The following is a 20686-nucleotide window of genomic DNA, read 5'->3' as shown; positions in this document are numbered from 1 at the left end:
TCGCGATTGTACTGTCGGCTTGCCCGGTTTGCTAAAGCCTTGGCGTGCTCACCTCCGCGGCGACTCATCGATGGAGTTCCTGTATGCCCCGTTTTTTCATTGACCGTCCCATTTTCGCCTGGGTGCTGGCCCTGTTCATCGTGCTGCTGGGCGTGATCGCCATGAGCCAGTTGCCCATTGCGCGCTATCCCTCGGTGGCCCCGCCCAGCGTGAGCATCAATGCCACCTATCCCGGCGCCACGCCGCAAACCATGAACGATGGCGTCATCAGCCTGATCGAGCGCGAACTGTCGGGTGTGAAGAACCTGCTCTATTTCGAATCCTCGGCCGACACCTCCGGCAGCGCCCAGATCAGCGTCACCTTCAAGCCCGGCACCGATCCCGAACTGGCCCAGGTGGATGTGCAGAACAAGCTCAAGGCCATCGAGGCAAGACTGCCGCAGACGGTGCGCCAGAATGGCGTGACGGTGGAATCGGCTGCCTCGGGCTTCCTGCTCATGGTCAGTCTCACCTCCACCGATGGCCGCTATGACGAAGTGCGCCTGAGCGACTACCTGGCGCGCAATATCGTCGAGGAATTGCGGCGCGTGGATGGCGTCGGTCGGGTGCAATTGTTCGGTGCCGAACAGGCCATGCGCATCTGGATCGATCCCTTCAAGCTCAATGCCTTTGGCTTGACGGTGGGCGACATCAGCGCCGCCATCAGCCAGCAGAACGCCCAGATCGCTCCGGGCCGGCTGGGGGATTCGCCTACCGTGCCGGGCCAGCAGATCGCCGTGCCGCTGACGGTGCAGGGGCAATTGCAGTCACCCGCGCAATTCGCTGCCATTGTGCTCAAGGCCAAGCCGGACGGTTCGCGCGTGTTGCTGGGCGACGTCGCCCGGGTGGAACTGGGGGCGCAATCCTATGCCTTCTCCAACCGTGAAGATGGCAAGCCCGCGGGCGTGGCGGCGGTGCAGCTCTCGCCCGGCGCCAATGCGGTGCGCACCGCCGCCGCCATCCAGGCACGCATGGACGAATTGCGCCCCAGCCTGCCGCCGGGGATGCATTTCTCGCTGCCCTACAACACCGCGCCCTTCGTCAAGATCTCCATCCAGAAGGTGGTGCAGACCCTGATCGAGGCCATGGTGCTGGTGTTTCTGGTGATGTACCTGTTCCTGCAGAACGTGCGCTATACCATCATCCCCGCCATCGTCGCCCCGATCGCCTTGCTGGGCACACTGGCGGTGATGCTGGCGGTCGGCTATTCGGTCAATGTGCTGACCATGTTCGGCATGGTGCTGGCCATCGGCATCATCGTCGACGATGCCATCGTGGTAGTGGAAAACGTCGAGCGCATCATGGCGCAGGAAGGCCTGGGCCCGCGTGAGGCCACCATCAAGGCCATGCGCGAGATTACCGGCGCCATCGTCGGCATCACGCTGGTGCTTACCGCCGTGTTCATCCCCATGGCGCTGGCCGGTGGTTCGGTGGGCGTGATCTATCGCCAGTTCGCGCTGGCCATGGCGGTGTCGATCCTGTTCTCGGCCTTCCTGGCCTTGAGCCTGACGCCAGCCCTGTGCGCCACCTTGTTGCAGCCGGTGGCCCCCGGTCATCACGACAAGCGCGGCTTCTTCGGCGCCTTCAATCGCGGCTTCATGCGACTGACGGCCCGCTACGAATCGGTGCTGGGCCGGCTGGTGGCGCGCGGGCTGCGCATGATGCTGGTGTATGCAGCGCTGTCGGCGCTGCTGGTGCTGGGTTTGCAGGCCTTGCCCTCGGCCTTCCTGCCGGAAGAAGACCAGGGGTATTTCATGACTTCCTTCCAGTTGCCGGCCGACGCCACCGCCGAGCGCACCGCACGCGCGGTGGACCAGTTCGAGCAATACCTGAAGACGCGCCAAGACATCGGCGCCAACCTCTCGGTGCTGGGTTTCGGTTTTTCCGGTTCCGGCCCCAATGCCGCCATGGCCTTCACCGAATTGAAGGACTGGAAGCAGCGCCATGGCGCCACTGCCGCCGACGAAGCGCACCAGGCCCAGCTCGCCATGGAAGCCGCTGGCGATGGCATGGTCATGAGCCTGCTGCCGCCGGCCATCGAAGAGTTGGGTAACTCTTCCGGCTTTGCCATGCGTCTGCAGGATCGCGCCAACCAGGGCTATGACGCCCTCAAGGCAGCCGAGGCGCAGTTGCTGGCGCTGGCCGCCAAGAGCAGCAAGCTCAGCGGCGTCTATTCGGATGGTTTGCCGGCCGGCGCCAGTATCCAGCTCGACGTCGACCGCCACAAGGCAGCGGCACTCGGGGTTTCCTTTGCCAACATCAGCGATACGCTCTCGGCGGCCATGGGTTCCTTCTACGTCAATGATTTCCCCAACCAGGGACGGATGCAGCAGGTGATCCTGCAAGCCCGCGCCGATGCCCGGATGCAGATCGAGGACGTGATGAAACTATACGTGCGCAACCAGTCGGGCGGCATGGTGCCGCTGGCCGAGCTGGTCAAGGCCTCCTGGCGTGTGGTGCCGACCCAGTTGCAGCGCTACCAGGGTTTCCCGGCGGTGCGCATCTCCGGCAGCGCCGCACCGGGCGTGGCCAGTGGCGAGGCCATGGCCGAGATGGAAAGATTGGCGCAGCAACTGCCGCCCGGCTTTGCCGTGGCCTGGACCGGCCAGTCGCTGCAGGAGCGCCTGTCGGCGGCGCAGGCGCCGCTCTTGATGGCCTTGTCGATGCTGGTGGTGTTCCTGGTGCTGGCGGCCTTGTACGAGAGCTGGAGCATTCCGCTGTCGGTCATGCTGGTGGTGCCGCTGGGCTTGATCGGTGCGGTGCTGGCGGTGATCCTGCGCGACTTGCCCAATGATGTTTTCTTCAAGGTCGGTATGATCACCGTCATCGGCCTGTCGGCCAAGAACGCCATCCTGATCGTGGAGTTCGCCAAGCAGTTGCACACCGAAGGCATGGCTCTGGTGCCGGCCGCCATCCGTGCCGCGGTGCTGCGCCTGCGGCCGATCCTGATGACCTCGCTGGCCTTCGCCCTGGGGGTGGTGCCGCTCATGCTGGCGTCCGGCGCCAGTGCCGAGACGCAGCGTGCCATCGGCACTGGCGTGTTCGGCGGCATGGTCAGCGCCACGCTCTTGGCGGTGCTGTTCGTGCCGGTGTTCTTCGTGGTGGTGCTGGGCCTGAGGCAGGGCCACAGGGCCGCAGCGCCGTCAACCCTAACGCCAAGGAGGCATGATGTGTCCGCGTAGTGACCTGCGGCTGTATGGCCGCCGCCTGCTGCATGACCGCGAGCAGATCCACCATGCGCAGTACCGTGGCCATGACATCCGTGTGGTCGGCCTGCAAGGCAAGCATGGTTGGTCGATGGCCTTGCGCATCTTTCTGGCGGGCAAGCGCATCGTGCGCTTTCGCCAGGCCAGTGCCTTGTACCTGGACTTCGAACACGCGCGCATTGCCGGCCTGTTGCGGGCCTATGAAATCATCGAAAGGCGGTTGGCCGGCTGACCGCACCACGCTCGTCAGCCGCCCGTCAGCAACTGATGCCGGCCCGCCACAGCGCGGGCCGCATCCTGCACTTTCCTCTTCTCTGGTTGCACATCGCACCTGTCTGCGTCCTACAATTCCGATCTGACCAAGACCTTTCCCCAGCGCCTGTGCCGGCTCCCGGCAAGGGCCCGCCTGACTGCCAATTTGGGCTAAAGGAAAAGGCGGCATCTCTCTAGAATGCCCTCATCCCTCACGCTGCCCGTCGGGCGCGGAAGAGATCGACGCGGCCCTGCGCCATGCAGGACCGGGTCGACCAACGAGACGCACGTGTTTTCAGAAAAGGTAAGGGTCCGATGAGCCAGGTCGATTGCAGCAACCAAGACAAGCCAGAAAATGCCCTGCGCAAGAATGCCCTGGGCGTAGGCTTCATCATCTTCTTCGTGGTATCGGCCGCCAGTCCCTTGAGCGTGATCGCCGGCGGCTTTCCGATCGGTATCATGCTTGGCAATGGCGCCGGTACCCCGGCATTGCTGTTGCTGATCCTGTTGCTGCTGCTGACCTTCTCGGTGGGCTATACCACCATGGCCCGCCACGTGACCAATGCCGGTGGCTTCTATGCCTTCTCCAGCGCCGGTCTGGGTGGCATTGCCGGCGGTGTGGCCGGGGTGCTGGCCATGTTTGCCTACAACATCCTGCAGATCGGTCTGTATGGCATGTTCGGCGGGGTGATGTCGGCGACCTTCTTCGATATCTTCGGCATCCAGCTGGCCTGGTGGGTCTATGCTGCCGCGGCCATGTTGAGCGTGGCCGTGCTGGGCTATCGCAACATCGATCTGTCGGCGCGCCTGCTGTCGGTGGTGGTGGTGGCCGAATACCTGGCCGTGCTGGTGCTGGACTTCTGTATCCTGCGTTCCGGCGGCGACCATGGCATCAATCTGGATTCCTTCTCCCCGGCCAATGTGATGAGCGGCACGCCTTCCATCGGCCTGTTGTTCGCCTTCGCCGCCTTCATCGGCTTCGAGGCCACCACCATCTACGGCGAGGAAGCCAAGAATCCCAAGCGCGCCATTCCCATCGCCACCTATACCTCGGTGCTGCTGATCGGCGGCTTCTACGGCATCTCGCTGTGGTCGCTCATCATCGGCGCCGGCAGCGACAAGGTGGTCAAGTTGCTGGAACACATGCAGGACCCGACCGCCTTCATCTACGTCATGTCCGACCACTACGCCGGAGCCGGCTTGACGGCGGTGATCCGGGTGCTGTTCGTCATCAGCATCTATGCCGGCCTGCTGGCCTTCCACAGCTCGGCGGCGCGCTACTTCTATGCGGTGGGACGCGACGGCTTGCTGCATCGTCTGCTGGGCACCACCCACAAGACCTACCAGAGCCCGCACATGGGTTCGGCCCTGCAAAGCGCGATTGCCGCCGTGGTGGTGAGCTTGTTCGCGCTGCTCGATGCCAATCCCATCCTGCATCTGTTCGCCTGGTTCTCCAGCCTGGCCGCGCTGTGTCTGATGCTGCTCATGATCATGACCTCGGCTGCCGTGATCTGTTATTTCCATCGGCATCCCGATGCCTGTGCCAGCGTCTGGCGCGTGCGCATCTTGCCGGCGGTCTCGCTGGTGGCGCTGCTCTATATCCTCTCGACGGCGATCCTGCATTTCGACGTGCTTACCGGTGCCAGCAAATCGATGTCCTATGCCCTGTGTTCGACGATCCCGCTGTCGATCGTGCTGGGCGTGATCCTGGCCAGCCGCCTGCGGCGTTGCGCGCCGCTGCGCTTTGCCGCCCTGGGCAGCCACAAGCTCTGAGCGCTGCCTTTCCTGACGCCTAACGGAAACGGGCCTTGCTGCGGCAAGGCCCGTGGTGCATGGTGAGGTTAGGGATCCCGGAAGTTTTCTTCACCACATGGTTTGGCCATGACGCCAGGATGGCGCACTGACGGGCAGGGTCTGCGCATGACTTCATATGCATCGATTTTGGCAGGGTAGCGGGGGGGGGGTAGGCGGAAAGGATGAAAAAAGACGCGGCGCAGCTCACGCCACGTCGCGTCTATCAGGAGGGAGGCGGTATCAGTATCAGGAAGCCAGCAGCACGGTCACGGTCTTTTCTTCGGTATAGGCCAGGGCGCCGGCCAGGCCGCCTTCGCGCCCCATGCCGCTATCCTTGATGCCGCCCCAGGGCAGGTTGGCGTCCAGCGGGCTCCAGCAGTTGACGCCGACCGCACCGACCTTGACCCCGGCGGCCACGCGATGGGCGCGCGCCAGGTTGCTGGTCCAGACCGTGGCGGCCAGGCCGTACTTGGAATCGTTGGCCAGGGCGATGGCTTCTTCTTCGGTGTCGAAGCTGATGATGGTGCCTACCGGCCCGAAGATTTCTTCGCGAGCGATGCTCATGCCATTGTTGGCATCGGCAAAGATGGTGGGCTGCACGAACCAGCCGCGCTCGGGACGCGAGACGCCACCGGCCAGCAACGTCGCGCCCTCATCCAGGCCTTGCTGGATGTAGCGGTTCACGCGTTCGAACTGCGCCTTCTTGGCCACCGGCCCCATGCGCACGCCGGGCTGGCTGGGGTCGCCCACGGTGATGCCGGCGGCGGCCTCGGCCAGGGCCTTGGCAAAGCGCTGCGCCAGACTGCGTTGCACCAGGATGCGCGAACCGGCGGCGCATACCTGGCCCTGGTTGACGAACAGGCCCAGCGTGCAACCAAACAGCGCATCCTCGAAGGGCGCATCGTCAAACACGATCTGCGGACTCTTGCCGCCCAGCTCCAGCGTCACGCGCTTGAACTGTTCACCAGCGATGCGCTGGATCGCGCGGCCGGCTTCGGGGCTGCCGGTGAAGCTGATCTTGGCCACATCGGGATGTTCGCACAAGGCCTTGCCGACGCTATTGCCATAACCGGTCACCACGTTGATGACGCCATCCGGGAAGCCCGCTTCCTGTGCCAGGCGTGCCAGATGCAGCGCCGATTGCGGGGTTTCCTCGGCCGGCTTGATCACCACCGTGCAGCCGGCTGCCAGCAGGGCTGCGACCTTCCAGCTGGTGATCATCAGCGGCGAATTCCACGGCAGGATGGCACCGACCACGCCGATCGGTTCGCGCACCGTATACGACAGCGTGGGCTTGCCCATGTAACCGGCGGTGGGGATGGTGCGACCTTCCATTTGGTTGGCCCAGCCGGCGGCGGCACGCAGGTGGCTGATGGTATTGGGCAGGTCCATCATGCGTGGCTCCATGGGCGAGCGGCCGATGGCGCGCGCATCCATGTCGGCCAGCAGATCGGTGTCGCGCTCCACCAGCGCGGCCAGCTGGTGCAGCAACTGACCGCGTTGCAGGCCCGACAGCTTGCTCCAGGCGCCGCCTTCCAGTTGTGCCTTGGCCGCAGCCACGGCGCGCGCTACGTCCTCGGCCGTGCCTTGGGCGGCACTGGCATAGATTTCCTCGTTGATGGGATTGACCAGGTTCATGCGCTGGCCATCGGAGGCCTCGGCGGCCTGGCCTGCAATAAAGTGCTGAAGATGGAGAGACATGCTCATTCTCGTGGTGGTGGTTGTCGAGGGATACGGGATGCGGCCACTTGCACCATGCCCTCGTTGGCGGTGTCGCAAACGGGCCGGCATGGGGCCAGAATGTATAGAGAGCAGGGCGCCGCAGTTAGCCCAAATGAGCAATTCGGGGCGGCGTCGCAAGGCCGCGCTCGCGAGGTGGGCCAAGCCCATTGCGCAAGGCGCCATTGCCGCCCGGGAAATCTGACTGCCCCGTTGTTGCCCGGCTTGCATTGATGTTGTGCATAAAAAACTAAAGTTGCACTATTTTGAAAAGCGCATCATGAAAGCTTGGAAATTTGTAAAAGTATTTGCTAAATTTTGGCATTGAGATAAATTTGCACAAAAGAAGCAAATAACCCGACGCCGCACGGCCCCCGGACCCGCTTTCAGCGCAGTCCTCGTTACCGATGCAGGCGTCGATCAAAAAAAATCAAAAAATCAACAATGCAGGCACGTTAAATGCATGGAGACAGAGCCACGTTCGCGGGGGCAATCGCGGCTCACTTGGAGAGAGACCATGTTGCAAAGCATTCACCGTTTTCAGGATGTGCATGTGCACGCCGCCGCTATTGGCGCGTGGAAACAAACCTATGCACAGATTTCCGCGGGCAAGCTGGAAAGCTCGCTGATGCAGTTGTCGACCCGGCGCTGTCATGCCTTCCGCGAGCGCATCAACAAGCGCGTGGTCCAGCATGGGGAGGCGCCCAAGGACCAGATCTGCTTCGCCTTCCCCATCACCACGCCGGGCTCGGCGCATGTACAGGGGCGCGAGGCCGATGACAAGAGCATCCTGTTCTTGCAGGGCGGCGAGGAATTCATGTTCCACATGCCGATGGATACCGACCTGCTCTCGCTGACCTTCGACCGCGACCTGTTCGAAGAGCACCTGCACCAGATGCCCGACCCCGACCGCATTGCATCGCTGTTAAAACAGCCGGTCATCAAGGTGCCGCCCAAGGGCCTGCGCGCCTGTCGCGAGCGTCTCTTGAACATCTTTTCACATTCGATGCTGCAGATCGAAGATGGGCAGTGGCAGCCCGCCGCCCAGGCCGAGCAGCGCGAGCAGGCGCTGGAATCTTCACTTCTGGCGGAGTTGCTCGGTTTGCTGTCGGCCCCCGATTGCGATCCCAGCCGCCAGATGAGCACCACCCGCAGCTACATCGTCGAGAAGCTGCATCGCCAGACCATCGTCGACGCCGCCAACGTGCCCAGCATCTTCGAGGTCTGCCAGCGCCTGCAGGTGAGCCGGCGCACGGTGCAGAACAGTTTCCAGACGGTGGCCGAGACCACCCCGCTGAACTACCTGCGCTGCGTGCGCCTGAACGGCGTGCGGCGCGAGCTGTTGTCCACCACCCACCAGGAAGCCTCGATTGGTGACATCGCTTCGCGCTGGGGCTTCTTCCATCTGAGCCACTTTGCCGAGGATTATCAGGAGCTGTTTGGGGAGTTGCCCTCGCAGACGGCGCGGCGTCAGGTCCAGAAGGTCTTCCAGTAATTGTCGCGTTGAATCACAGCGCGCCGGTCAGGGTGACCGGCGCGTTTTTATTTACGCCTGCTTTATGCCTGCTTTAGGCCTGCTATGGGCCTGCTATGGGCCTGCTTCAGCCCGCAATGCGCGCCGTGATCTTGCTGGCCGCATCGGTAATCAACCCAGAGAGAAAGTCCCGGTTGAAGGCATTGACCCGTTCGGTATTGCCGGCCAGCGTGATGCTGCCCAGGATGCGCTGCTTCTCATCGAAGATGGGGGCGGCGATGCCGGTCTTGCCCGGGTCCAGTTCCCCTACGCTGACGCAATAACCATCCTTGCGGATCTTCAGCATCACCTTGGAAAAATCCTTCCAGTTGGTCCCTACCAGCCGCAGCTCTTCGGCGCTGGCTTGGTCGAAGTGCTTGCGCAACTGGCGCGGCAGCAGATAGGCCAGGATCACCCGCGCCGTGGCGCTGTGGAACAGGTCCATGGGGGTACCGCGTCCATAGTTCAGGCGTGCATCGCTATTGCCTGACTCCTGCAGGATGTTGATCACGGTGGAGCCATACAGCTCGCTGATCAAGAGCTCCAGCCCGGTCTGCGCCACCAGATCGCCGACGATGTCGCGGCTGGCCGCGAGCAGGGGATCGAACTGGGTCATGTGGCGATCCAGCTCGATTACCTTGGGCCCTACCGCATAGCCACGCGGCATCTTCACCAGCAAGCCCGCATTGCCCAGCTCGCGCACATAACGATAGGCGCTGGCCGGGGTATAGCCCAACTGGGCGCAGATGATGTCGATATCGATGACGGGTTGGCTGGGCTTGAACAAGGTCAGTACATCCAACATACGGCTCAGGCTATTCATGGTCTTGGGTCTGGTTGAAGGCAAAGGGCGCGCGCCGGCTGGCTATTGTAAGGCGGCATCCCGCCGGGGAACGGGGAGGCTGCATCAATTGCCGATTTGGGCTCAAGCCTATTGCATAAATCTCTTATATTCAAAATCAAGCAATAAAACATGATTTCGGAAAGCTGAATTATGTACAAATTTCGTCTATACGAAAATACATGATTTTTTGCCGGACTCATTGAGATGCCGCAAACCACTGCTTCGTTCAACCCTGCACAAGCGCCTGCAGCGGCGCTGGCCGCCTGCGGCAAAGGAAGAGAAATGACCCGATACACTGGAGCGCACGCATTATGGGCTGGTCTGCAGGCCCAGGGCGTGGACACCTGTTTCGCCAATCCCGGCACGACCGAACTGGACCTGGTCCGTGGTCTGGAGAGTTTTCCCAAGCTGCGCTGCGTGGTCGCCCTGCAAGAAAACGTCTGCACCGGGGCGGCCGATGGCTATGGCCGCATGTTGGGCCGTCCGGCCAGCACCTTGCTGCACCTGGGCCCGGGCTTTGCCAATGGCATCGCCAATCTGCACAATGCGCGCCGCGCCCGCACCCCCATCGTCAACATCATCGGTGACCATACCAGCTGGCACCTGCCTTACGACGCTCCTCTGAGCTCTGACATCGAATCACTGGCGCGTCCGGTCTCGGGCTGGGTGCATCGCATCAGCGGCAGCGCCGACATCGCCCCGGCTGCCGCCGAGTCGGTGCGCCAGAGCCTGGCCGCAGGCGGGCAGGGCAGCACCCTGATCTTCCCGGCCGACTTCCAGTTCGAGGAGATGGCCGTGGTCGAGGCCAGCGCCACTGCTCACCAGCACGCCGCCGAGTTCAGCGACGACTATCAGCCAGAGCAGGCGCTGGCGCGCCTCAAGCGCGCGCAGCGCGTGGTGTTCCTGCTCGGTGGCGGTGGTGAGGACAGCGGCCTGGGAGCACGCGCCCAGCGTGCCGTGGCGCGCATCGCCGCGCACCTCGGTTGCAGCGTCTATGCCGAGACCTTCCCGGCGCGCGCCGAGCGTGGCCAGGGTCTGCCTTCCTTCGATCGCTTGCCCTACTTCCCGGAACCGGCCCGCAAGGTGCTGGACGACGCCGACCTGGTGGTGCTGGTGGGCGCATTGCCGCCGATCACCTATTCGGTTATGTCGGCATTCCAGCGCGCTGGTTGCACCGGAGCGTTTGCTGACCATCAGCCTGCCGGGGCATCCCGCCGCCGAGCGTGTGGAGCAACTGGCCGATGCGTTGCAGGCGCCGGCCTATGTGACGCCGCAACATGAGTTGCCGGCCCAGCCAGAAGGTGAATTGACGCCGCAGAAGATCGCCGCCGTGCTGGCGCGCGAACTGCCGGAACGCGCCATCGTCTCGGTCGAGGGCGGTACCTGCGGCTATCCCTTCTATGCCGTCTCCGACGCCGCCCGTCCACATACCGTGCTCACCAATACCGGTGGCGCCATCGGCCAGGGCCTGCCGGTGGCGCTGGGCGCGGCAGTGGCTTGCCCGGATCGTACCGTGGTCGGTCTGCTCTCGGACGGCAGCACCCAGTACACCATCCAGACCTTGTGGTCGCTGGCGCATGAACAAGCCAAGGTGGTGGTGCTGATCGCCGCCAACCATCAGTACGCCATCCTGCGCAACGAACTGCGGCGCGATGGTGCCACCCTGGGCGAGCGTGCCGCGCAGATGACCTCGCTGGAACATCCCCGCATCGACTGGGTGGGATTGGCGCACTCCTACGGCGTGCCGGCTTCCCGTGCCGAGAACGCGCAGCAATTGCAGCAGCAGTTGCAGGCGGCCTTGGCCGGCGACGGCCCGGCATTGATCGAGATGGCCTTGTAAGGCAGTCCCCAGATATCTGATCACCCCAGCATCCAACACACCAGCCGGCAGCGCCGGCACGCATTGACTGCATAGAACAAGGAGCAAACATGGAACTGAAATTGCAAGGCAAGGCAGCCGTCGTCACGGGCGGCAGCCTGGGAATCGGACGGGCCGTGGCCGAGGCACTGGCGCGCGAAGGCGTGCGCGTGGCCATCGTGGCACGCAGCAAGGCCAAGCTGGAAGAAGTGGCCAAGGAGTTGAGCCAGTCCACCGGTACCGAAGTCATCGCCGTGGCCGCCGACGTCAGCAATACCGAACAGGTGGAAGCCGCCGTGGCGCAGGCCGCCCAGCACTTCGGTCGCATCGATATCCTGGTCAATGGCGCCGCCCATCCGGGTGGCCTGGTGCGTTCCGAAATCCAGCACGCCAGCCCGGAAGGCCTGCTGGAAGACATCAACATCAAGGTGGTCGGCTATATGCGCTTTGCCAAGGCCGTGGCCCCGCACATGCGTGCTGGTGGCTACGGTCGCATCATCAACATCGGCGGCCTCACCGGGCGCGGCAGCAAGCAGCTTTCCGGTATGCGCAACGTCGCCATCTGCCATCTCACCAAGACCCTGTCGGACCAACTGGGCCCGGATGGCATCACCGTCAACGTGATCCACCCCGGCGTGGTCGAGACCCCGCACATCCACGAACTCTACGAGAAAGAAGCCAAGCTGCAAGGACTCACGCCCGAGCAGGTCGAGCAGAACTATGCCAAGGCCACGCCGATCCGGCGCGTGCTGCAGGTGGAGGAAATCGCCGACGTCGTGCTGTTCTTGGCCTCGCCGCGTGCGGCGGCCATCACCGGCGAATCCATTGCGGTCGATGGCGGCATCACCCGTGGCATCTACATCTGATCTGACACCGAAGAGGACACCATCATGCAAGGAACCATCCTGGTTGGCACCGCCGGTCAAGGCATCGTGCGCAGCGTCGACAATGGCGCCACCTGGCACCGCCTGGGTCTGAAGGAAGCCATCGAATTCGATGGCGTGGTACGCAGCCTGGCCGTCGATCCCTCCGACCCCGCACGGGTGCTGGCCGGCGCCGATGTCGGCATTTGCCTGAGCACCGATGGCGGCGCGCACTTCAAGCGCATCGCCTCGCCGGCCGACGACCAGACTGTCTGGTCGATCGCTTTCAGTCCCAGCAATCCCAAGCTGGTCTTCGCTGGCACCGGCGCGCCCTCGCGTGCCCGCATGTATCGCTCGCGTGACGGTGGCCTGTCTTGGCAGCAACTGGATGTGGAGTTGCCCGAGTTCTGCGCGGGCGTACACCGCCCCCGCATCCTGACCGTCTTCGTGCGCACCGATGCGCCCAGCGAAGTCTGGTTCGGCGTGGAAGAAGGCGGCGCCTGGCGCAGCAATGACGAAGGCGATACTTGGACCCGCGTCGATACTCCGGGTCGCGGCATCAACAATTCCGACATCCACGCCATCACCGTGCTGCCGGCCACTGCCGAGGCTCCGGTCAAGCATGTGGTGGTGACCGTCAATTCCGTCTGCGAAAGTACCGACGACGCCCAGAGTTTCGTGGCCAAGGCCTCCAAGGAACGTTTCGACGGCATGTACTACACCCGCACCATCCAGGCATTGGATGCCCAGGGCAATACGCTGCTGCTGGCCATCGGCGATGGCACGCCCGGCACCCGCACCCGCATCTATCGCTCCGAGGATCGCGGCCAGAGCTGGTCTGCAGCGGTCCTGCATACCGCACCCAACTCCACCGTGTGGGCCTTCGGCGGCCATCCCTCCGATCCGCAACTGCTCTTTGCCGGTACCAAGTACGGCTACCTGCTGCGCTCCACCGATGGCGGGCGTAGCTGGTACAAGGAATGGCGCGACTTCAGCGAGATCACCTCGGTGGCCTGGACCCCCTTCGTGGCGCCGGTCCACGCCCATCCGCAATCGATCGACTAACGAGCACAGAGGAGGGCCGCATGTCCGCAACTGCCACCATCAAGCCGCGCATCCGTCGCACCCATCTGGCCTTGTTCGTCAAGGACCCGCACGCCAGCGCGCCCTGGTACGAGGACGTGCTGGGCATGACCGTCACCGCCCGGGCCGAGCGCTGGGTTTTCCTGTCCTTCGGCAAGAAGCACCATGACATCGCCCTGATCCGCGTGGAAGAACCGGCCCAGGCGACGCGCGGCGAGGTCAACATGCAGCACTACGGCCTGGAGGTGGAGGGCGACATGGATGAATTCCGCCGCCTCTACGGCATGTTGCTCGCCAAGGGCATCGAGATCTTCAAGATCACCGATCACAAGGTCGGCTACGGCATCTATTTCCACGATCCCGACGGCCATCGCTTCGAATTCTTCTTCGAGACCGAGCACGACGACGAAGAAGGCAAGCGCCTGCTGGGCCAGTACAACGCCCCCAGCGACAGCTTCCGGCTCGATCCGCTGTAAGGCCGCACAGCCGTTCACATCATTTCATTGCATCGCTTCGCATCCCATGCATCGTTCAAAGGACACCAGATGAAGACTCCCAATTTCGCCAACTTCCACATCCGCAAGTGGTTCCTGCAAATCGAAGACACCCTGGCCGGTGAGACCGGTCGTGCCGCCGATGGCGCACCGCTGCGCAAGATCGTCATTGCCGCCTGCATCCACAATCCCTTCGCCGGTCAGTACGTCGAGGATCTCTCGCCCTGGATCGAGCCCTCGCCGCTGCTGGGCCAGGAATTCGCCCGCCGCATCCGTGAAGCGGCCCAGGGCCAGGCCATCGAAAGCTATGGCAAGGCTTGCCTGGTCGGCGTGGATGGCGAATACGAACACGGCAATGCGCTGTTGACCAATCCGGCCGCCAACCCGGTGCGCGACGGCCTGGGCGGTGCCAAGTCCTGGGTGCCTTCCACCGGCAAGCGCGGCGGTCCCGGCACCATCATCGATATTCCGCTGGCCCACAAGGATGCGCTGTACGTGCGTTCGCACTACGACACCGTCAGCGCGCAATTCAACGATGGTCCCAATCGCGATGAAGTGGTGCTGATCTGGGCCTTCGCCACGCGCGGCCGACTCAATGCCCGCCTGGGTGGCTTGAAGGCGTCCGAGGTCAAGGGACAGGACGGCCTGGTCTAAGACCGGGCGCGTACGGCATACGGAGACCATCATGCAGCGCCGAGATTATTTCCTGACCCTGTCGGGATTGAACTTCCACATCACCGAGTGGGGCGATCCGCAAGGATTCCCCATGCTGCTGCTGCATGGCATACGCGGTTACGGCGAGACCTTTGCCGACCTGGTGCAGCGCCTGCCCGCGGGCTACCGCTTCATCGCCCTGGACCAGCGCGGCCGAGGTCAGAGCGACTGGGACCAGGGCTGCAATTACTACACCGATGCCTACGTCGCCGATATGGAAGCCCTGGTGGCGCGACTGGCGCTGGACCGGTTCGACCTGCTGGGCCATTCCATGGGCGGCATCAATGCCATCGTCTATGCCGCGCGCCATCCTGGCAAGGTGCGCCAGCTCGTCATCGAAGACGCCGGCCCCGGCGCCTTCGAGAACAGCGCCGGTGCCACCCGCATTCGCCGCGAGCTGGCCACCACCCCCAGCCACTTCGCCACCTGGGAAGAGGCCAGCGCCTTCATGCGCGCACTGCGTCCCAGCGTCACCGAAGAGGCGCGCCAGCAACGCCTGCACAACATGCTCAAGCAAGTGGCGGGGGGCGCCTACACCTGGCGCTATGACCATGTCGGCATCAGCGCCACGCGTCTCACGCCCGACACCAGTCGCGTGGTCGACCTGCGCCCGCACGTCATGGCGTTGGCCTGTCCCACTCTGGTGGTGCGTGGCGAACGCTCGGACTACCTCTCGGCCGAGATCGCCGCCGAGATGCGCCAGCTCAATGCCCGCATCCTTAGCCGCACCATTGCCGACGCCGGCCACTACATCCACGACGACCAGCCGCAAGCCTTCGCCCAGGTGGTGCGGCAATTCCTGGCACAAGAACAACAGCCACTGGCAGAGGAGAACCCATGATTCACGAACTGCGCACCTACACCATGATTCCAGGCGGTGTCCGCGACTATGTGCGCATCTACAACGAGTGCGGTCGCCAGCACCAGGTACGCCTGTTGGGCAATCTGGTGGCGATGATGATTCCCGAGAGTGGCGACCTGAACCAACTGGTCTATCACTGGGCCTTCGACAGCCTGGAAGAGCGCGCCCGCCGTCGCGCCGCGCTGCTGGCCGATGCCCAGTTCGCCGAATTCCGCAAGCAGGTGCGCGGCCTGCTGGTGGCGCAGGAAAGCCGCTTGTTGACCAGCGCACCGGCACCCCAGGGCGGGAGCGCTGCATGAGCACGACCTCGCACGCCCAGGTGCTCATCGTTGGTGCCGGCCCGGTCGGCGTGACGCTGGGCAACCTGCTCGGTACCTATGGCATCTCGACCCTGATCATCGAACGCAATCTGGACGTGCTCGATTACCCGCGCGCAGTCGGCATCGATGATGAAGCCTTGCGCACCTTCCAGTCGGCCGGCATGGCTGATGCCATCGTGCGCGATGTGATCCAGAACGTGCCCATGCGCATGTACACCGCCGACCGCCGCTGTTTCGCCGAGATCCAGCCGACCACGCGCGAATTCGGCTGGTACCGCCGCAACCTGTTTTCCCAGCCATTGGGCGAGGCCACGCTGCGCCAGGGCTTGCGCCGGTTTCCCCATGTCGAGCTGCGCTCCGGCGTGGAGTTGCTGGATCTGGTACAGGATGAACAGGGCGTGCTGGCCACCATCAGCGATGCCAACGGAATGCAGAGCTACCTGGCGGCGCAGTACGTGGTCGGTTGCGACGGCGGCCGCAGCACGGTGCGTGAAAAAATCCTCAAGCTGCCCTACGAGGGCAAGACCCATCCCGCCAAATGGGTGGTGATCGAATGCGACGGCGATCCACTGGATGCCCCCTACACCGCATTGCACTGCGAACCCCAGCGCCCCTACGTCTGCCTGGCGCTGCCCTATGGCGTGCGGCGCTGGGAATTCATGCTGTTCCCCGGCGAAGATGGTGAACAGATGCTGGCCCCCGAGAAGGTCAAGGAGCTGTTGCGCGAACACGTGGCCGATGTCGATGCCCTCAACATCATCCGGGCCCGCGTCTATACCCACAACTCGCGCGTGGCCGGCTCGCTGGTGGTTGGCCGTATCTGCCTGGCTGGCGATGCCGCCCACATCACCCCGCCGTGGATCGGTCAGGGTTTGAATGCAGGTTTGCGCGATGCCTTCAACCTGGCCTGGAAACTGGCCTGGATCCTGCAAGGCCGGATGAAGCCCGAACTGCTGGCCAGCTACCACGATGAGCGCCATGCCCACGTCAAGGCCATGATCGATCTGGCCGACCTGTTCGGCGCCGTGCTGTCGCAGAAGAACCGCCTGCTGGCCTGGTGCCGCGACAAGTTCTTCCTGGCCATCAAGGATATCGCCCGCGTGCGCGACTATGTGCTGCAGATGAAGTTCAAGCCCATGCCCAGCTTCAGCAGCCGCGCGGTGATGCAGGATGATGCGCACAACCGCAGCGACTTGGTGGGGCGCATGTTCCTGCAATCACTGGTGGAAACCGGCGCCGGTGAGGTGCAGCGGTTGGACGACCTGTGCGGTAGCCGCTTCACGCTGTTGAGCTGGCGCTGCGATGTCCTGGCCCAGGCCGATGACAGCTTGCGCCAGCGCATGGCGCTGTTCGGTTGCGACTACCTGCAGGGCGTGCGCTCACGCTCGGGCCGCCGCGGCGAGGTTCTCACCGGCAGCGGCGTGGTGATCCAGGATTACGAAAACAAGCTCAATGCCTGGTTCAAGGAAAAGGGTGTGGACTGGGTCTTGCTGCGCCCTGATCGGTTCATCGCCGCTGCCGGCCGCGCCGCCGATGCGCCGGCCGTGATGAGCCGCTACCTGGACCGGGTCGCGCTCTAGGCGTCCAACACCGCATTGGCAGACAGTTTCGGCGCATCGCTGGATGTGCCCGCTTTTTTCAAGGTGAACCTCATGTATCCAGATTTGCAGCTCTACATCAATGGACGTTTCCACGGCGTCGACGGTCGGCGCTACCAGGAAGTGCGCAACCCGGCCAACGGCGAGGTACTGGGATGCCTGCCCTGGGCCGAGGCCGCCGACATCGAAGAGGCCATCCAGGCGGCCCATGCCGCCTTCGCCCAATGGCGCCAGGTCTCGCCGCTGGAGCGCTCCGACATCCTGCGCCGGGCTGCCACGCTGGCCCGCGAGCGCGCCCAGGCGATGGCGCCGGCCATCACCCTGGACAATGGCAAGCCGCTGGCCGATGCCGTGGCGGAAATCATCAACGCTGCCGAACACCTAGACTGGCACGCCGAAGAAGGCCGCCGCCTGTATGGTCGCGTGGTCAGCCCGCGCCATCCCGATGTGCGACAACTGGTGGTGCGCGAACCGGTGGGCGTGTGCGCTGCCATCAGTCCCTGGAATTTCCCGTTCGGCCAGGCCATGAAGAAGGTCGCTGCCGCCATGGCCGCCGGTTGCACGGTGGTGTTGAAGGGGCCATCGGAGTCGCCTGCCGCCATCGTGCTCATGGCCAAGCTGTTTCATGATGCCGGCGTGCCGCCGGGCGTGTTCAACATCGTCTCCGGGGTATCGTCCGAGATTTCGCGGCACTTGATCGAGTCGCCGCTGGTGCGCAATATTTCCTTCACCGGTTCCGTGCCGGTGGGCAGCAAGCTGGCCGCGCAAGCGGCGCTGCACATGAAGCGCATGAGTATGGAGCTGGGCGGACATGCGCCGGTGCTGGTGTTCGACGATGCCGAGGTGGAACCGGCGGCGCGCTTGCTGGCGCGCCTGAAGACCCGCAATGCCGGACAGGTGTGCGTTTCGCCCTCGCGCTTCTATGTCCAGAAAGGCATCTATGATCGCTTCGTGGCCGCCTTTGCCGATGCCCTCCAGCAGATCAAGGTCGGCCCCGGTCATGAGGCCGGGGTGCAGATGGGGCCGCTGATCCATGCGCGCCGCTTCGACGCCGTGCACGGCTTGATGGAAGATGCCCTGGCCCAGGGGAGCCAACTGGTCACCGGCGGTGCGCGCATCGGCGAGCACGGCCACTTCTATGCCCCCACGCTGGTGGCCAACGTGCCGCAGAGCGCCAGGGTGATGCAGGAAGAACCCTTCGGCCCGATTGCCGCCGTCACACCCTTCGCGCAGACCGAGCAAGCCATCGCCATGGCCAATGCCTTGCCGCTGGGGCTGGCCTCCTATGTCTTCACGCAATCGCTGGTCACGGCGCATCGGGTGGGCAATGGCTTGCAGGCCGGCATGGGTCAACATCAACCATTCGGGCATGGCGCATCCCGAGCTGCCCTTTGGCGGTATCGGCGAAAGCGCTTTCGGCAGTGAAGGCGGGGTGGAAGGATTCGAGAGCTTCCTGGTCACCAAGATGATCAGCCAGATCACGCACGTCCCGGCCTGAAGGCCAGGGCAGCCAACCAGGAGAGCAGGAACATGAGGCAGGCGCTGACGAGGTTGAGCATTGCGGCCAAGCTGAAGCTGGCCTTTCTGCTGCTGTTGTTGATGTTGATCGGCATGGCCATCTTTGCGTATGGCCGCATGAGCCGCATCAATACCCAGGTCGAGCAGCTGGGGCGCATCAATGTGCCGGCCATGGAATCGGTCTCGGGCATTCGCATCGGCATGGCGCAATACCGCATGGGGGTGACGTTGTCGCTGCTGGCCGATGATGGCAGCGGCGGCAAGGCGGCCCAGCAGGCCAGGGCCGAGGGCCTGGCCGAGGCCGAGAAGTTCTTGAAGATCCTGGTCGACTTCGCCAGCAACGATGATGAACGCGCCACCAGCCGGCAACTGATGGCAAGCTGGAAGGCTTACCGCGAACTGGCCGAGAAGGCCGTGGCGCTGGCCACCGAAGGCAAGTCGGTGGAAGCCCTGGTGCTGGCCGCCGACAGCGCCCGTCCGTATGGCCAGATGTCTGACATCCTCAAGTTCATCAGCGACTCGGTCTCGCAGGAGTCGGCCGCTTCGGTGCTCGATGGCGAGCAAGCCTATCAGTCGGCGCGGCGCGCGCTCATCGCGGTGAGCTTGGCGGCGTTGCTCTGTACGCTGGGCTTGGCGCGGCTCTTGATCGGTGGTATCGCCGCGCCCCTGCAACGGGCGGTGGCGGCAGCCAACCATATCGCCGCAGGGGCGCTGGATCAGGAGATCGTCGTCCATGGTCGCGATGAGATTGCACAATTGTTGAGTGCCATGCAGCGGATGCAGCACTCACTGGTGGAGATCGTGGCCGGGGTCAGGCGCGAGGCCGAGAACGTGGCCACCGCCAGTGTCGAGATCGCCTCCGGCAACGCCGACCTGTCCACCCGCACCGAAGCCCAGGCCGCCGCCCTGGAAGAGACGGCGGCCACCATGAACGAATTGAGCGCCACCGTGCAAAAGAATGCCGAGGACGCCCACCTGGCCAGCAGCACCGCCCAGCAGGCCAGTGCGGTGGCCTTGCAGGGCGGGCAGGTGGTGCAGCAGGTGGTCGAGACCATGCGCGGTATCGAAAGCAGTTCGCAGCGCATCTCCGACATCGTCGGCACCATCGATGGCATTGCCTTCCAGACCAATATCCTGGCCTTGAATGCAGCGGTGGAAGCCGCACGCGCCGGCGAGCAGGGCAGGGGCTTTGCGGTGGTGGCGACCGAAGTGCGGTCACTGGCCCAGCGCAGTTCCATCGCTGCGCGCGAGACCAAGACCCTGATCACCGAGTCGGTAGAGCGCATCCAGACCGGGGCGCGCCTGGTGGACCGGGCCGGACAGACCATGCAGGAGATCGTGGCGGCGGTGCGCAGCGTCTCGGCCATCGTGGCCCAGATCAGCCAGGCCAGCCTGGCCCAGAGCGGCGACATCAGCGAGGTCGAGGGCGCGATCCGGCAACTGGACGATGCCCTGCAACAGAACGCGGCCCTGGTCGAGCAGAGCGCGGCGGCCAGCGAAAGCCTGCGCCAGCAGGCGGGCAACCTGCTGGGGACGGTCTCGGTATTTCGTATCGCGGCCATGCCGGTAGCGCAGACGATCCCGACGATGCAGGCGCAATCCGCCACGGGAGTGCCGCTGTTGGCGGGGTGAGGGGGCGAGGGTTTCATCGTGTGTTTTGGTGCTTGGCTGCACCTTTTCATGGCGGCTTCGGCCGCCATTTTTTTTTGCTCTTCGTTTGACGACGCAGGGGTTTTTTTCAAGGATTGTCAGAGGTCTGTCAGCCGCCTTGCTCCAGATGCCCACGCCACTCCCAAGGTGCGGGAGCGTCACGCGCAAATTATTTCCCTCCCTCGTTCTGCCGCGCTTGATGACTTGCTCATTTGGGCTAATGCCTTGCCCGGTGCAAGGGTTTTAATCGTGTCATGCCGCAAGGGCGCCATCCTGGCCTTCCCGGCGGCGCTGTTCCCGGTCTCTCGCTTGCCGCTGGCGCAGGCGAACACTCTCTTGAAAACGGTCTGAAAGGTAAG

General features: G+C 64.0%; 15 protein-coding genes and 2 pseudogenes. 15 read left to right on the top strand and 2 right to left on the bottom strand.

The features are described 5' to 3' along the window. The first annotated feature begins 83 nt into the window (after positions 1–83). The 3 genes from I5W_RS12950 (at position 84) to I5W_RS12940 (ending at position 5270) form a co-directional block, all read left to right on the top strand. Complete coding sequence (locus I5W_RS12950; RefSeq protein ID WP_044529535.1) at positions 84–3221, top strand: efflux RND transporter permease subunit; 3138 nt, start codon at positions 84–86, stop codon at positions 3219–3221. After that, positions 3205–3477, top strand: a complete 273-nt coding sequence (locus tag I5W_RS12945; RefSeq protein ID WP_252717008.1) for a hypothetical protein — start codon at positions 3205–3207, stop codon at positions 3475–3477. Before I5W_RS12950 ends, I5W_RS12945 begins: the two co-directional genes overlap by 17 nt. 335 nt (positions 3478–3812) lie before the next feature. Next, positions 3813–5270, top strand: a complete 1458-nt coding sequence (locus I5W_RS12940; protein ID WP_017452529.1) for an APC family permease — start codon at positions 3813–3815, stop codon at positions 5268–5270. Positions 5271–5537: 267 nt separating this feature from the next. Here the strand turns inward: I5W_RS12940 and I5W_RS12935 are convergent, their stop codons facing one another. Next, positions 5538–6992: an aldehyde dehydrogenase family protein gene (locus I5W_RS12935; protein ID WP_044529533.1), complete on the bottom strand. Its 1455-nt coding sequence runs from the start codon at positions 6990–6992 to the stop codon at positions 5538–5540. A 535-nt stretch (positions 6993–7527) separates the two neighbouring features. On the opposite strand from I5W_RS12935, the gene I5W_RS12925 reads away from it, so the two are divergent. Next, positions 7528–8505 (top strand): helix-turn-helix domain-containing protein, encoded by a 978-nt coding sequence (locus I5W_RS12925; protein ID WP_044529532.1) that lies wholly within the window; start codon positions 7528–7530, stop codon positions 8503–8505. Between the two features lie 106 nt (positions 8506–8611). On the opposite strand, the gene I5W_RS12920 is transcribed toward I5W_RS12925, so the two are convergent. After that, on the bottom strand, positions 8612–9346 hold the full coding sequence (locus tag I5W_RS12920) for an IclR family transcriptional regulator (protein WP_026052094.1): 735 nt from the start codon (positions 9344–9346) through the stop codon (positions 8612–8614). A 303-nt stretch (positions 9347–9649) separates the two neighbouring features. Between I5W_RS12920 and I5W_RS12915 the strand changes: the two are divergent. From I5W_RS12915 to I5W_RS12865, 11 genes and pseudogenes are all read left to right on the top strand, one after another. Further along, positions 9650–11207 (top strand): annotated as a pseudogene (locus tag I5W_RS12915) (acetolactate synthase large subunit). Positions 11208–11296: 89 nt separating this feature from the next. Further along, complete coding sequence (locus tag I5W_RS12910) at positions 11297–12091, top strand: SDR family NAD(P)-dependent oxidoreductase (RefSeq protein ID WP_017452523.1); 795 nt, start codon at positions 11297–11299, stop codon at positions 12089–12091. Between the two features lie 24 nt (positions 12092–12115). Next, entirely contained in the window at positions 12116–13153 is a 1038-nt protein-coding gene (locus tag I5W_RS12905; protein WP_044529531.1) for a WD40/YVTN/BNR-like repeat-containing protein, read from the top strand. 20 nt (positions 13154–13173) lie between these two features. Then, positions 13174–13647: a VOC family protein gene (locus tag I5W_RS12900; RefSeq protein WP_017452521.1), complete on the top strand. Its 474-nt coding sequence runs from the start codon at positions 13174–13176 to the stop codon at positions 13645–13647. Positions 13648–13716: 69 nt separating this feature from the next. Next, positions 13717–14319, top strand: coding sequence for an amino acid synthesis family protein (locus I5W_RS12895; protein WP_017452520.1), 603 nt, complete (start codon positions 13717–13719; stop codon positions 14317–14319). A 31-nt stretch (positions 14320–14350) separates the two neighbouring features. Next, complete coding sequence (locus tag I5W_RS12890) at positions 14351–15220, top strand: alpha/beta fold hydrolase (protein ID WP_044529530.1); 870 nt, start codon at positions 14351–14353, stop codon at positions 15218–15220. Further along, positions 15217–15540 carry an NIPSNAP family protein gene (locus I5W_RS12885; protein WP_017452518.1) on the top strand — a complete coding sequence of 108 codons (324 nt, stop codon included), beginning with the start codon at positions 15217–15219 and terminating at the stop codon, positions 15538–15540. Before I5W_RS12890 ends, I5W_RS12885 begins: the two co-directional genes overlap by 4 nt. Continuing rightward, complete coding sequence (locus tag I5W_RS12880) at positions 15537–17141, top strand: bifunctional 3-(3-hydroxy-phenyl)propionate/3-hydroxycinnamic acid hydroxylase (protein WP_017452517.1); 1605 nt, start codon at positions 15537–15539, stop codon at positions 17139–17141. The genes I5W_RS12885 and I5W_RS12880 overlap by 4 nt, the downstream gene beginning before the upstream one ends. 72 nt (positions 17142–17213) lie before the next feature. Then, positions 17214–18657, top strand: a pseudogene (locus I5W_RS12875) (NAD-dependent succinate-semialdehyde dehydrogenase). A 32-nt stretch (positions 18658–18689) separates the two neighbouring features. Next, positions 18690–20309 (top strand): methyl-accepting chemotaxis protein, encoded by a 1620-nt coding sequence (locus I5W_RS12870; RefSeq protein WP_199901738.1) that lies wholly within the window; start codon positions 18690–18692, stop codon positions 20307–20309. Between the two features lie 48 nt (positions 20310–20357). Then, a complete protein-coding gene (locus I5W_RS12865; RefSeq protein ID WP_044529528.1) occupies positions 20358–20678 on the top strand; it encodes a hypothetical protein in 321 nt (106 codons plus the stop codon). Positions 20679–20686 lie beyond the last annotated feature (8 nt).

The organism is Herbaspirillum sp. B65 (assembly GCF_000333555.1).
GTDB classification, from domain to species: domain Bacteria; phylum Pseudomonadota; class Gammaproteobacteria; order Burkholderiales; family Burkholderiaceae_D; genus Herbaspirillum; species Herbaspirillum rubrisubalbicans.
Note: the sequence above shows the minus strand (reverse complement) of the source record. Positions and strands in the feature narration are given on the sequence as shown.